This is a genomic window from Streptomyces sp. 8L, from assembly GCF_020176795.1.
In the GTDB taxonomy this organism is placed as follows: Bacteria; Actinomycetota; Actinomycetes; order Streptomycetales; family Streptomycetaceae; genus Streptomyces.
On record NZ_JAIUKE010000116.1, the window covers coordinates 15,599 to 29,004 of the forward strand.

A 13,406-nucleotide genomic window follows, 5' to 3' on the forward strand; every position below is an offset into this window, starting at 1 on the left:
CCGCTGCCGCCACGCCCTGCCGCCCGTCCACCCGATGCCCTCGGCCCGGCCGCCCGCCGACCGCCGGCGGCGCGCCCGCCGCCCGGCCGGCCCCCGCCCGGCGGACGGGTTGTCCCTGGACACGCCCCTCCGTGTCGGAGCGGAACGCGCTCGGCGGATGCCTAGACTCGGCCTCCCCCGGAGCCCGAGCGCCGGGGGAGGCACACCCCCCTCGTGAGGAGCCGCCCGTGCTTCAGGCCTGTGACCTCGTGCCCGACCCGGCCTCCCGATGCCTCACGTCGGCGGCGTCCGTAGTGTCGCCCGGGGACCTCGCCGCCGCTCGGGCCCAGATGGGCTTCTCCCTCGCCTGGCACATCGTGCTCGCCTGCCTCGGGGTGGGCCTGCCCATCCTGACGCTCGCCGTCGAGTGGTACGGCATCCGCACCGGCAGACCCGAGCACCGGCTGCTCGCCCGGCGGTGGGCGCGCGCCATGGGTGTGCTGTTCGCCGTCGGAGCCGTCTCCGGAACCATTCTCAGCTTCGAACTCGGCATTCTCTGGCCGGGGTTGATGGGCAGGTTCGGGCAGGTCATCGGTCTGCCGTTCGCCCTGGAGGGCTTCGCCTTCTTCATCGAGGCGATCTTCCTCGGCATCTACCTGTACGCCTGGGACCGGCTGCCGCCCCGGGTGCACCTGCTGACCGGGCTGCCCATCGTCGTCGCGGGCGTCCTGTCCGCCTTCTTCGTCGTGTGCGCGAACGCGTGGATGAACCAGCCGCGCGGCTTCACCCTGCGCGACGGGAAGGTCGCGCACGTCGACCCGTGGGCCGCGATGATCAACCCCGCCGCCCCGCCGGAGACGGTCCACATGATCCTCGCCGCGCTGATGGTGGCCTCCTTCCTCACCGCGTCCGTCTACGCCGTCGCGCTGCTCCGCGGCCGGCGCGACGCCTACCACCGCACCGGCTTCTTCGTCCCGTTCGTGGCCGGGGCCGTCGTCTCGCCGTTCCAGATCGCCGCTGGCGACTGGGCCGCCCGGTTCCTCGCCCACTACCAGCCGATGAAGCTGGCCGGCATCGAAGGCGTCTACCGCACCCGCTCCCACGTCCCCCTCACCATCCTCGGATACGCGGACCACAACCGCCTGAACTACGGCCTGGAGATCCCCGACGGCCTGTCGCTCCTGGTCGGCTACCACCCCGGCACCGTCGTACGGGGGCTCGAAGAGGTACCGCGCGACCAGTGGCCGCCCGTCACCGGTGTGCACCTCTCCTTCGACGTCATGGTCGGCATCGGCACGTTCCTGCTCGCGATGGGCGTGTGGCTGCTGATCCTGTGGTGGTGGTCGCGCCGGACCGGCACCCCGCTGCTGACCCCGCGCGGCACCCTCCCCTTCCTCCTGCTGGCCGGGCTCACCGGCCCCGCCGCGGTCGTCGCCCTCGAATGCGGCTGGTGCGTCACAGAACTGGGCCGCCAGCCCTGGATCGTCTGGGGCGTGATGCGGGTGAGCGACGCCGTCAACCCCGCGCCAGGACTGATGGCCGGGCTCTGGCTGGTACTGCTCGTCTACGCGGTGATGACCGCGGGCACCGTGTACGTCCTGCGCCGCCTGACCCGCGTGACGCCCGTGCCCATAGCTCCGCAGGAGAGCGACGTCCAGGAGTACCCCGTCGTCTGACCCGACACCGGGCCCCGCCCCGCCGGGCCCCGCAGCAGGAGGCGAACGTGATCGCAGACGTGATGCTGGCCGCGATGTGGGTGGGCCTCACCTGCTACGCCCTCTTCGGCGGGGCCGACTTCGGCGCCGGGTTCTGGGACCTCCTGGCCGGCCGCAGCCGCCGCGGCGCCTCGCGCCGCAAGCTCATCGAGCACAGCCTCGGGCCGGTGTGGGAGGCCAACCACGTCTGGCTGATCTTCGTGCTCGTCATGCTCTGGACGTGCTTCCCGCCGGTGTTCGCGGCGGTGCTGTCCACGCTCTACATCCCGCTCACGCTGACCGCCCTCGGCATCATCGCCAGAGGTGCCGCGTTCGCGTTCCGCAAGGCCAGCACGGAGCTGTGGCAGCAGCGCCTGTTCGGCGGCTGCTTCGCGCTGTCCTCCGTCATCACCCCGCTGTTCCTCGGCGCGGTCGCGGGCGGCATCGCGTCCGGCCGGGTCCCGCCGGGCATCGCCGCGGGCGACACCGTGACGAGCTGGGTCAACCCGACCTCCGCGCTCGGCGGCGTCATCGCCGTACTGACCTGCGCCCATCTCGCCGCGGTCTACCTGTGCGCGGACGCCGTGCGCGAGGGCGACGCCGTACGCGCGGCCGAGTTCCGGCGCAGAGCGCTGGGCAGCGGACTGGCCTGCGGAGTCGTCGCCCTCGCCGGCATCGCCGTACTCGACCAGGACGCGCCGGTCCTCTTCCACGGCCTCACCCACCGCGCCCTGGCGCTCGTCGTGATCGGTGCCGTCGCGGGCCTGGCCGACCTCGCGCTGCTGCTGCGCCACCGCTACGTCCTCGCGCGCGGCGCGGCGGCGATCGCGGTGGCGGCGATCCTGTGGGCGTGGGGCGTGGCCCAGTACCCGCACATGCTCGTCCCCTCGACCACCGTCGCCGGCACCGCCTCGCACAACTCCGTCCTGGTCGCCAGCCTCATCTCCGTCGGCGTGGGTCTCGTCATCCTCACACCGTCGCTGTGGCTGCTGTACGCGATGTTCCAGCGCCATCCGGAGGGGACACGCCCCGCAGAAGGCGGCGGCGGCACCGGGCCCGGCCGGGCCGCCTGAAGAGCCCCCTGGGGACTCCTCCCGGCAGGGCAGCCGTCAGGCCGCGTTCCAGTGGTGTGCGTGGCCGCCCCGCCACTCCACCCACGCGGGGTTGTCCAGCAGCGGCCACGCGTCGTCGAGTCCTGCCCGCCGCAACAGCTCGACCAGGTCGAAGTCGTCGTGCGCGAGCCCGAGGACCGCGCCGTGCGCCGTCACCCGCCGGCCGCCCGCGTCGGACGGCCGGTGCACGACGATCGGCGCACCCGGCATGGGTCCAGGATGCGCCGATCGGGCCACTCCGGCATCCGCGGGGCGGCGGCCCGGCCGGCGCCGCCGCCCCGCGCCCCCTATCGGGCGCGGTGGACGGTCACGTCGGCCGCCTTCACGAAGGCGACGCGATCGCCGAACTGGATCTCGTAGTACTGCTCCTTGCCCTTGACCCACGCCTGGCCCGACGTGTCGAAGGCCGTCGAGTAGAAGTACTCGCCCGGGGTACGCCCGCCCACCACATAGCTCTGGCCCGCGGGCAGCGTGTACTGGAGCGGTGTCTGCGCCTGCACCGGCACGCCGTCCGGGTACGCAGACGCCTCCGGGTACGCGCGGCCGTACACCGGGACCGAGGCGAGCCCCGGCCGGGGCGTGACCACCATGGCGCGCGCGGGCAGAGCCGCCGGACGGTTGCGTGGGTCGTGGAACCACGCCTTCTGCCCGAGGTACCAGACCGCCGTCCAGTCGCCCTGGCGCCCGGCGACCGCGTACTGTTGGCCCGTCGAGGCGCGTGCCCCCGTGTCGTTCACATCCTCGGTGGTGTCACCGGTCGGATGCAGCCCCACGTCCTTGACCAGTGGGGCCGTGTCGCTCGGCGCCGTGCGCAGCTCCAGCGCGCTGGAGCCGTGCGGCGCGCAGGGCTGCCCCGCGGTGACGCACCCGGTCAGGGCGGGCCTGTTGTCACCGTAGGAGGGATCGATGGTCACCACGTCCGCGCCGCGCCCCGCGGTGGCGTGCAGCGGCGCTCCGATGAGCTGGAAGTAGTGTGCCCAGTCCCAGTAGGGGCCCGGATCGGTGTGCATCCCGGCCACCGTGGAGGGCGTGGTGCCCGGCACGTTGTCGTGGCCGATGATGTGCTGCCGGTCCACCGGGATGTGGTACCGGGCCGTCAGGTAGCGCACGAGGCGCGCCGACGACTCGTACATCGACTCGGTGAACCAGGCGTCCGGGTCGGCGAGGAACCCCTCGTTCTCGATGCCGATGGACTTCGAGTTGACGTACCAGTTGCCCGCGTGCCAGCCGACGTCCTTGGTCGCCATGTGCTGTGCGACCGCGCCGTCGGAGGAGCGCACGGTGTAGTGCCACCCCAGATACGTCGGGTCCTGGACCAGCTTCAAGGTGTCCTGCCAGGTCTCCTCCGTGTCGTGGATGACGATGTAGTCGACCGAGGAGTCCTTCGGCCGGTCGGCGAGGTCGTGGTTGCCGTAGTCGCCGGGATCGGGTCCGTACTGCTCGTAGGGCGCCGGCACCCACGAACACGCGATCGTCGGCGGGCACTCGGTCTTCGACCGCCCGGCCGCCGGGGCGCGCAGGGCGGCGACCTGCGCGGCGCGGGGGGTGAGCCCGGGCCGCGCGGCCAGTGTGACGCGCGCCCCGCTGTCCGTCGTGCGGCTCTGGCCGGTGCGCAGCGTACGGAACACGTCGTCGGCGAAGTGCGCGGCGGCGTCCGGTGTGCCGGAACCGGAGTACGCGGCCACGGCGCCGTACCAGTCCGCCGGGTCAGGACTGAGGGAACGGCCGAGCGACTTCTGGTCGGCGGCCAGCAGAGCCGCGCCGGCCGCGACGTTGGCCGCCGGGTCCGTGCGGACCCGGTCCTCGGACCGGCCGGTGAGCGCGGCGGCGCGCACCGCCGTACGCAGCGACGCCGGGAGTTGGGCCGTACGGGGCAGCGACGCGGCGGAGGGGGCGCCGCCGGTGGCCTTCATCGGGCGGGCGGTGTCCCCGCGCGGATCGCCGACGGCTTCCCGCGCCGTGTGCGACTGGGCGAGGGCCGTACGCGCGTCGGTCAGGTGCATGGGCCCGTAGCCCCCCGACACACTGGGCCGCCCGGCGTGCGTGTCCCACCGGGACTCCATGTACGACACCGCGAGCAGGACGCTCGACGGTACGTGGTACTGGCGTGCCGCCCCGGTGAAGGCTTGCTGGAGCGACGACGGCCCCTGCGGCGCCGCGGCGGTCGCCTGCTGGGTGACCGCGAGAACCGGCAGCAGCGCGGCGGCGGTACAGGCCGCGAGGGTGGTGCGGACGACGGGTGGCCTGTGCCGCGTTCTCGGGCGCGACGGGGTGTGGCCTCGCATGGGCAGCTCCTGGGGGAGTCGAGGGTCGCTTGCGGCGCGACGGCCTCAGGAGTACCCCGCGGACAACGGGTCGTCAACTACCCCGAGACGAGTGCGATTGCGCACGTCAGCGTGGTCGCGGCGAGCCTTCGGGGCGGCAGTGTCGTGGCCTGCGGGGCGTCAGTGGGCCATACCTGTGGCGCCACCCGGATGACTTTCGAAGGCCGCCCGGACGCGGACGCGCTCCATGGACGGTCCGGGGCGGTCAGGGACGGGACACCGCGCACGGGACGGGCGGCGGTTTCACGGGGCGGGCGGCTGACGGTGCAGCCGCCACATCGCCAGGGCGAGTTGCAGCCGCAGCCGGCCCTGGGGATCGCGGACGGACCGGCCGAGCAGCCGCTCCAGCTGGGCCACCCGCGCCTGGAGCGTGGAGTGGTGCACGTGCAGTGCGTCGGCCGCCGCCCGCAGGCTCGGGAACGTGGCCGCCGCGTGCACGGTGGCCGGAGCCCACGAGGCCGCGCCCAGGAGACGCTCCATCTCGCGCACGTCGGTGCCGCGCGGCGTCTGACGCCCGATCGCGTCCGCGAGCAGCGTCAGCCCGCTGCCCAGTTCCTCCGCGAGGACGGAACGCGGGCCCGGGTCCCGGTCCGTCCCCTCCGCCGTGAACCGCAGCGCCGTCCGCGCCGCGGCCCAGGACCCCGGCAGTTCCGCGAGCGGCACGGCAGGGCCGACGCCCTCCCTGCGCTCGCCGCGGCGAGGCGCTTCGCCCTCCGTGGCGGGCGCGGCCTCCACCTTCCCCGCGCCGCCCCACACCGCGATCGCGCGCGCCGGGACGCCGTCCCGCAACCCCAGCAGGGCGGCGGCCCGCAGCCGCTCGGGCTCGGGCGCCAAGGCGTCGAAGAGCACCTCGACGAGCGCGGCGCCGTCCCGCGCGGAGTCCGGCGTGCGCCCGCGCGTACGGTCGAGGACCAGGCCGATCGCGGCGGCGGCGCGCTCCAGCACCATGGAACGCACACCGTCCCGCACATCCTCGGCCTCCAGCCAGAGGACGGCCGCGCCGTCCGGCGCCACCGTTGCGTGGGCCCAGGCCGGCCGCGTCGGACCGCCGTCCCCGTCCGCCCGCCGGCCGTCGGTCCCGACCCTGATCCGGATGCCGCGCTCCGCGTCCACCAGCCGGGCGGGGCTGCCGGACAGCAGCGCGGCCCCGCGTACGAGCGACTCCAGGCCCGCGCGTTCCGCGACGAGCCGGTCGAAGAAGGCGATCACCCTCAGCGCGGCGCCCGCACTCGCGTCGATCCCCGCCACCATGGTGTAAAGCTCCTGCATGGGCCCATCCTGTGCCGCGCCGGGGCGGATGCCAACCGTCTTCCACAAGAGCGGGGCGGGACGCTCGGAGACCGGCCCGCCCGAGCGGGCGGACACCGCCGGACGGCGGCGAAACCCCGCCACCCGGCGGCTCCCGGCGGGTGGCGGGAGCGCGGCAGAGTGGGGGCGCGTGCCGGACGATCCGGCAGCACCCACGTATTGCGAGGCTGCCATGAGCGACACACCCGCGGGCCCGCCCGTCCCCTCCGAGAGCGACACACCCGTGGGCCCGCCGGTCCCCTTCGACCCGGAGCTCGCGGCCTTCCTCGAACTGCTGCCGCCCGAGGCGGTCGGCGGCGGCTTCACACGCGAGGACATTCCACGGCGGCGGGCCGGACTCGGCCTCGCGGAGGGCATGAACACGAGCGACGAGGAACTGCGTGCCGCCGGGTTCGACGTGACCCACCGGGCGGCCGCCGGCCCGGCCGGCGCGCCCGACGTACCGCTGCTGATCGTGCGCCCCGGCGGACTCGAAGGGCCGTTGCCCGTCGTCTATCTGATCCACGGCGGCGGCATGGTCCTTGGCGACTACCGGCAGGGCCTCGGGCGGTTCGCCGAGGAGTGGGGCAGGGGGCTGGGCTGCGCGATCGTCTCCGTCGACTACCGTCTCGCGCCGGAACACCCGCACCCCGCGCCCGTCGAGGACTGCTACGCGGGACTCGTGTGGACCGCCGAGCACGGCCGCGGACTCGGCCTCAACACCGACCGGATCGTGCTGTCCGGGGGCAGCGCGGGCGGTGGGCTCGCCGCCGCCGTCGCGCTCCTGTGCCGGGACCGCGAAGGCCCCCGCCTCATCGGCCAGATGCTGATCTGCCCGATGCTCGACGACCGCAACGACACTCCCTCCGCCCGGCAGATGAAGGGCCTCGGGATCTGGGACCAGGCCGCCAACCAGGTCGGCTGGACGGCCCTGCTCGGCGACCGCGCGGGCGGCCCCGACGTCTCCCCGTACGCCGCCCCCGCACGCGCCACCGACCTGTCCGGGCTGCCGCCGGCGTTCATCGACGTCGGCTCCGCCGAGACCTTCCGCGACGAGGACGTGGCGTACGCGAGCCGGATCTGGCAGGCCGGGGGAGTGGCCGAACTGCACGTGTGGCCCGGCGGCTTCCACGGATTCTCGGCCATGGCCCCGGCCGTCCTGTCGCAGGAGGCGGCCCAGGCGCCCACCCGCTGGCTGCGCCGCCTCCTCGCGCTGTGATCACGGGCCGTGCCCGGGACCGTGTCCGGGGTCCGAGGTCGTGTCCGGGCCCTGTGCCGCCGTACCCGTACGAGGCGGCCCGGGCTCAACCACGCGCGTCCCGGCCTACGTGGAGGGCCCAGGCGACCAGGGGAGCCTGGAGCGGGAGGCGGGCGTAGGCCGCGGCGCGCAGTGGCGCGGGCCGGTTGTCCCAGTCCCGCGCCATCTTGACGTTGGCGGGCAGGACGGCCGCGAAGAACCCGGCGGCCAGCAGGGCACCGGTCCGCCGGGTGCGCGGCGCGGCGATCGCGGCGGCCAGCCCGAGCTCCACCGCGCCGCTCACGTACGTCCAGGTGCGGGGGCTGCCGGGCAGGGCGCGCGGCACGATGGAGTCGAACGGCCGGGGCCTGGCGAAGTGGAGCACCGCCGAAGTGCCGAGCAGACCGGCGAGGAGACGGGGCGAGCGCGGTGCGAACCGCATGGCGGTACCTCCGGAGCGTGGGGGGTGTCCGGGCCCGCGGGCCGGTGCCCGCGGTCGTCGGGGCACGGCCCCGGCCCGCCACACGTTACCGGCGGGTACCCCGGTGCCACCAGCACGGTCCGGTCTCGGCGTCCGCGTACGCCCGATACGGACCGCGGCGGGCCTGACCGGCGGCGCACGGGGTACCCGCCGGTAAGTGGATCACCGGGAAGGACGGACGTACCCATGGCGGAGCGGCAGCACAAGATCGATCCCGCGGCGGTCGAGGGGGACTTCTACTACGTCAAGGACCTGCTGGACGACGACGAGCGGAAGAAGCTCGACCGGGTCCGCGCGTTCCTGGCCGACCGGGTCGCGCCCCGGGCCAACGAACTCTGGGAGGCCGGCGAGAGCCCCCTCGGCCTGCGGGACGAGATCCGGGACCTCGACATCACAGGCACCTACGCCGACGACCACAGCATCGCCCCGCGCAGCTATCTGCTGACCGGCCTCATCGGCATGGAGATGTCGCGGGTCGACCCGTCGTTCGCCACCTTCTACGGCGTGCACGCGGGGCTCGCCATGGGCGCGATCCGGGAGTGCGGGTCGAGGGAGCAGAAGGAGCGCTGGCTGCCGTCCATGGTCGGTTGGGAGAAGATCGGCGCCTTCGGCCTGACCGAGCCGCTCGTCGGCTCCGGCGCTGCCCTCGGCCTGCTCACCACCGCGCGCCGTGACGGCGACGAGTGGGTGCTCGACGGCGAGAAGAAGTGGATCGGCAACGCCACCTTCGCCGACCTCGTCGTCATCTGGGCGAGGGACGTCGAGGACGACCAGGTCAAGGCCTTCGTGGTGGAGAAGGGCACACCGGGCTTCACGGCGTGTGCGCTGGAGGGCAAGATCGCACTGCGCGGGGTGCAGAACGCCCACATCGTCCTCGACGGTGTCCGGGTCCCGGAGGCCGACCGGCTCCAGCACGCGAACTCGTTCCGCGACACCGCGCGCGTGCTCAAGGTGACGCGCGGCGGTGTGGCGTGGAGCGCGACGGGCTGCGCGATCGGAGCGTACGAGGCGGCGCGCGCCTACGCCGTCCAGCGCGAGCAGTTCGGCCGTCCCATCGCCGGATTCCAGCTGATCCAGGACCTGCTGGCGCGCATGCTCGCGAACATCACCGCCTGCCAGGGCATGGTCGTGCGGATGGCGGCGCTGCACGAGCAGGACCGCCTCGGCGACGCCCAGGCGGCCCTCGCGAAGATGTTCTGCACCACCCGCATGCGTGAGACGGTCGCGTGGGCCAGGGAAGTGCTCGGCGGCAACGGCATCCTGCTGGAACACGACGTGGCCCGCTACTTCGCGGACGCCGAGGCCCTCTACTCGTACGAGGGGACCCGGGACATGAACTCCCTCATCGTGGGCCGCGCGGTGACCGGCTACAGCGCCTTCGTGTGAGGGTACGCATTCCCTTCCGGGGCCGAGGTGGGCCGTCCCCGGCCCCGGGACGCCGCGGAGACCGCCCACCGCACGCGGGCGGAACCGTGCACAGGGCGAGCCGGTCGCCCGGGCCCGCGGAACCGGCACACCGGCCGCCCCCGGCCCGCGGGCCGCGTACTCTCCGGCCGTTCAGCCCCTGGGCACGGGCTGTTTCCCGGCGCGCTCGCCCGGCCCGTAGAGGTCCCTCTCGACCTCCTCCAGGCTCCTCCCCTTCGTCTCGGGCACCAGCACGGCCGTGAAGACGAGCGCGAGCAGCGAGATGCCGGAGAAGAGGAAGAAGGTGGAGGACGATCCGATGCCGGAGACCAGGACCGGGAAGAACTGCGAGACCAGGTAGTTGCCGCCCCAGAGGGCGAAGGTCGCGACGGAGGCGGCCACGCCCCTGATGTGCGTCGGGAAGATCTCGGAGATCACCACGTACGTGACGGTGCCGAATGAGACCGCGAAGAAGGCCACATAGCCCAGGATCAGCGCGAGCAGCAGCGGTCCGTCGGGATGCGGCGCGCGGAAGACGACTCCGGTGGCCGCCAGCAGGACGGTCATCGCGACGGCGCCGACGAGCAGCAGCGACCTGCGGCCCGCCTTGTCTATCAGCCACATGGACAGCAGCGTGGCCAGGACCAGGACCACACCGATCAGCACCGTGCTCGACATGGCGTCGTTGGAGCCGAGCCCCGCCGATTTGAACACCTCCGGGGCGTAGTAGAAGATCGCGTTGATGCCGGTGATCTGCTGGAAGAGCGCGACGCCGAAGCCGATCAGCAGGGTCTTGCGGAAGCGCGGCGCGAGCACGTCGCGCAGGCGCGCGGCGTGTGCGCCGGACGCCCCCTCGATGGCGGCGAGTTCGGCCCGCGCGTCGTCCTCCGTCGCGCTGATCCGGGTCAGGACGGTGAGCGCCTCGGCCCGCCGGCCGGCGCGTACCAGCCAGCGGGGGCTCTCGGGCACGAGGAAGAGCAGCAGGAAGAACGCCACGGCGGGCACGACACCGACACCGAAGGTGTACCGCCAGCCGGTACTGACGTTCCACGCGTCGCTGTTCATGCGGGAGATGAGCGCGCTGACGGTGAACACCACGAGATTGCCGACCGTGTTGAACAGCTGGTTGAAGGAGACCAGCCGGCCGCGCACGCGCGGCGGTGCCACCTCGGCGATGTACAGCGGCGCGATGGTGGTCTCCGTGCCGATCCCGACGCCGACGAGGATGCGCGCCGCCACCAGCAGCCCTGAGCTCGGGGCGAGTGCCTCGCCGATCGCGCCGACGACGAAGACGACCGATGTGCCGAGCATGATCTTCCTGCGCCCGATCGCGTCACTGAGCCGGCCCGCGATCACCACGCCGACGACACATCCCACGATGATGCTGGACGTCACCCAGCCGAGGCCGCCGGGACCGAGGCGGAAGCGGTCCTGGATGAAGCCGGCCGAGCCCGAGATCGCCCCGTTGTCGAAGCCGAAGAGGAACCCGCCGACGGCGGTGACGAAGGTGATGAGGATGACGCTCCTCATGTTCCCGGCGGGGGGCCGGACGTTCCCGGCAGGGGGCCGGGACCTGTCGCTGGAAGTAATGCTGTCCATCACAACCTCCGTGGTTCGGGGCCGGAACGGCGTTGTTCCGGGCCGGTGCCCGCCGCGCGGGCCGTTCCTGCGGGGTCCGGCCGCCCGGCCGGGGCCGCCATCAGTCCTGGCCCCCGCCGGTGCGGGACCACCAGGTGGGGGACGTGCGCACCGTGACCCGGTCCAGCAGCTCCCCGGGCGGGGCCTCGGCGGACAGGTCCGCCGTCTCGCTCGCCGCGTTGGACGCTCCGCAGGCGGTCGCCACCCGCAGGTGCCGGGCCCAACCGGCGTCCGGCGCGCTCAGCAGACTGTGGACGAGGCCGGCGCAGAAGGCGTCGCCCGAGCCGACCGCGCTGCGCAGCCGCACCCGCGGCACACTCACCTCGAACCCCGCGTCCCCGGTGTAGACCCGGGTGGGCGCCGCGCCGTCCGTGACGATGACGCACCGGGTGCCGGCCGCCAGCCAGCCGCGCGCCGCCAGGTCCGCCGCGTCGCCGCCCCGCGGAGTCGTCCCGCCGGCCGTGTCCGCGGCCTCGTCGCGGTTCACCTTGAGGATGTCCGGCGCGGCGGCCGCCCCCGCGGCGAGCGCGGGGCCGTGGGCGTCGAGCACGGTCGGCACACCGCGCAGGCGGGCCCGCGCGATCCACCCCGCGTACAGGTCCTCCGGCGCCCCCGGCGGAATGCTGCCGGTGCACACGAGGGCCTGCGCGCCCCCGAGCACCCGGGTGAACACCTCGTCCAGAAGGGCCAGTTCGGACGCGCTGACCCTGGGCCCCGCCGCGTTGTACACGGTGGCGCCCGCCGGGTCCGAGCGGTCGACGAGGACCTCGTTGACCCGGGTGGCACCGGCCGTGGGAGCGAGGTCGCAGTCGATGCCCTCGCCGCGCAGCAGTTCCTCGAAGAGCCGTCCGGTCGCGCCGCCGCGGAAGCCGAAGAGGCACGGTGCGGGCACGGGCGGACCCTCCGAGGGGCCGAACGTGTCGTCGGGCAGCCGCGCGAGGGCGTTCAGTACGCGCGCCACATTGACGCCCTTGCCGCCCGCCAGGGTCTCGCCGCGTGCGAGGCGGTGCACGGTGCCGGGGCGGTGCGCGTCCACGACGAGGAGGCGTTCCACGGCGCTGTTGGCCGAGGCGATGGCGATGGTCATGGCGTTCCGTCCTGTTCGGGTGCGGTGGCCGGCCGCGGCGGTACCGGTGCGCCGCCGGACACGGTGTCCCGGGCCAGCAGCGCGGCGGCCTGGGCGACGGGCTCGCCGAGCGGCACGACACGCAGGGGTACGTTCCACTGCCCGCGGCGGTGCTCGGCCATCTCCCGGCGGCGGAAGAGCGAGCCCATGAGCGTGGCGGAGGTGGGCCGCGTCCCGGCCAGGTCGCACATCTCCCAGGCCGCCTCCCGCGCCGTGGCGGCCAGGTGGTCCAGACAGTGCCGTACGACGTCCCCGGCGCGCGCCCCGGCCGGCACACCGGCCAGGGTGAGCAGACCCGCGCCGGGCCCGCCCGGCGCGTCGAGCGTGACCGAGAGCGAGGGGAGGGCGCCAGGAGCGCTCTTCGCCAGTGCGTCGAAGAGCGCGTCGAAGTCGCCGTCGTAGAAGAGTTCGGCGAGCAGTTGCACCACCTTCCCGGTGGGGACGGGGTGACCGAGGACGAAGCCGTCCCGCGTCCACGAGCGCTCCCAGTCCATGCCGCGCTCCCAGGCGCGGCGGTGCGGCCGGTAGGTGTCGGCGGTCACCATCAGGTACTCGGAGGTGCCGATGGAGTCGAGCACCGGTGCCGGGCTCGCCGCGTGCGCCTGCCGGGCCGCGACGACCTGGTCGTGGCCGCCCACGACGACCCGTGCGCCGGGCGCGACCCGGACGCCGGGCAGGGACGCGGGTCTGATCTCTCCCGCGTCGGACCCGGTAGCGAGCGCGGGGGCGAACATCTGCGGGCCCATCCCGAGCCGCTCCATGACCGCCTCGTCCGGTTCGAGGCGGGCCACGCCGAAACACTGGCTGTGCGTGATCTGCGACGTCGCGGCCACCCAGGCGCCCGTCATGCGCTGGGTGGCGAACGTGGAGAAGTCCACCCAGCGGGCGGTGTCACGCCACAGTCCGGGCTCCGCCTGCCTCAGGTGCGCGGTGCGTTCGGGCGTCTGGTCCGCCCGGTGCCGCATGCCGGAGACCCGGTAGTGCTCGAAGGAGTCCAGCAGCGCCGCCGTACCGGCGTCGAGGAACCGCTGGGGCCGGGTCTGCCACCAGGCGAGCGAGGGGTACAGCATGCGCCCCGCCCAATCGACGGGGACGGACTCCTCCTGCCCGAACGAGGCGACGGC

The 13,406-nt window shown here is 74.0% G+C and carries 11 protein-coding genes; 4 read left to right on the top strand and 7 right to left on the bottom strand.

Going from position 1 to position 13,406, the window contains the following annotated elements:
• Positions 1 to 248 precede the first annotated feature (248 nt).
• A complete protein-coding gene (locus tag LCE31_RS11775) occupies positions 249 to 1,655 on the top strand; it encodes a cytochrome ubiquinol oxidase subunit I (protein WP_225014155.1) in 1,407 nt (468 codons plus the stop codon).
• A gap of 47 nt (positions 1,656 to 1,702) precedes the next feature.
• A complete protein-coding gene (locus LCE31_RS11780) occupies positions 1,703 to 2,746 on the top strand; it encodes a cytochrome d ubiquinol oxidase subunit II (RefSeq protein WP_225014145.1) in 1,044 nt (347 codons plus the stop codon).
• Between the two features lie 36 nt (positions 2,747 to 2,782).
• Here LCE31_RS11780 and LCE31_RS11785 read toward each other — a convergent pair whose 3' ends face one another.
• The 3 genes from LCE31_RS11785 to LCE31_RS11795 form a co-directional block, all read right to left on the bottom strand.
• Positions 2,783 to 2,995, bottom strand: coding sequence for a hypothetical protein (locus LCE31_RS11785; RefSeq protein WP_225014146.1), 213 nt, complete (start codon positions 2,993 to 2,995; stop codon positions 2,783 to 2,785).
• A 77-nt stretch (positions 2,996 to 3,072) separates the two neighbouring features.
• Positions 3,073 to 5,070, bottom strand: coding sequence for a peptidoglycan recognition protein family protein (locus tag LCE31_RS11790; protein ID WP_225014147.1), 1,998 nt, complete (start codon positions 5,068 to 5,070; stop codon positions 3,073 to 3,075).
• Between the two features lie 282 nt (positions 5,071 to 5,352).
• Positions 5,353 to 6,378: a helix-turn-helix domain-containing protein gene (locus LCE31_RS11795; RefSeq protein ID WP_225014148.1), complete on the bottom strand. Its 1,026-nt coding sequence runs from the start codon at positions 6,376 to 6,378 to the stop codon at positions 5,353 to 5,355.
• A 211-nt stretch (positions 6,379 to 6,589) separates the two neighbouring features.
• Here LCE31_RS11795 and LCE31_RS11800 point away from each other — a divergent pair, with 211 nt between their 5' ends.
• Positions 6,590 to 7,615 carry an alpha/beta hydrolase gene (locus LCE31_RS11800; RefSeq protein WP_225014149.1) on the top strand — a complete coding sequence of 342 codons (1,026 nt, stop codon included), beginning with the start codon at positions 6,590 to 6,592 and terminating at the stop codon, positions 7,613 to 7,615.
• A gap of 85 nt (positions 7,616 to 7,700) precedes the next feature.
• On the opposite strand, the gene LCE31_RS11805 is transcribed toward LCE31_RS11800, so the two are convergent.
• The gene (locus tag LCE31_RS11805) at positions 7,701 to 8,075 is read right to left on the bottom strand and encodes a DoxX family protein (protein ID WP_225014150.1); all 375 of its coding nucleotides are present in this window, start codon (positions 8,073 to 8,075) and stop codon (positions 7,701 to 7,703) included.
• A 225-nt stretch (positions 8,076 to 8,300) separates the two neighbouring features.
• On the opposite strand from LCE31_RS11805, the gene LCE31_RS11810 reads away from it, so the two are divergent.
• Positions 8,301 to 9,500 carry an acyl-CoA dehydrogenase family protein gene (locus LCE31_RS11810; RefSeq protein WP_225014151.1) on the top strand — a complete coding sequence of 400 codons (1,200 nt, stop codon included), beginning with the start codon at positions 8,301 to 8,303 and terminating at the stop codon, positions 9,498 to 9,500.
• 171 nt (positions 9,501 to 9,671) lie between these two features.
• Here LCE31_RS11810 and LCE31_RS11815 read toward each other — a convergent pair whose 3' ends face one another.
• From LCE31_RS11815 to LCE31_RS11825, 3 genes are all read right to left on the bottom strand, one after another.
• Positions 9,672 to 11,048: a sugar porter family MFS transporter gene (locus LCE31_RS11815; RefSeq protein ID WP_263631728.1), complete on the bottom strand. Its 1,377-nt coding sequence runs from the start codon at positions 11,046 to 11,048 to the stop codon at positions 9,672 to 9,674.
• Between the two features lie 169 nt (positions 11,049 to 11,217).
• On the bottom strand, positions 11,218 to 12,243 hold the full coding sequence (locus LCE31_RS11820; protein ID WP_225014153.1) for a 1-phosphofructokinase family hexose kinase: 1,026 nt from the start codon (positions 12,241 to 12,243) through the stop codon (positions 11,218 to 11,220).
• Positions 12,240 to 13,406: FGGY family carbohydrate kinase (locus LCE31_RS11825; RefSeq protein ID WP_263631729.1), on the bottom strand; the 1,167-nt coding region annotated here is incomplete at its 5' end. The genes LCE31_RS11825 and LCE31_RS11820, both read right to left, overlap by 4 nt.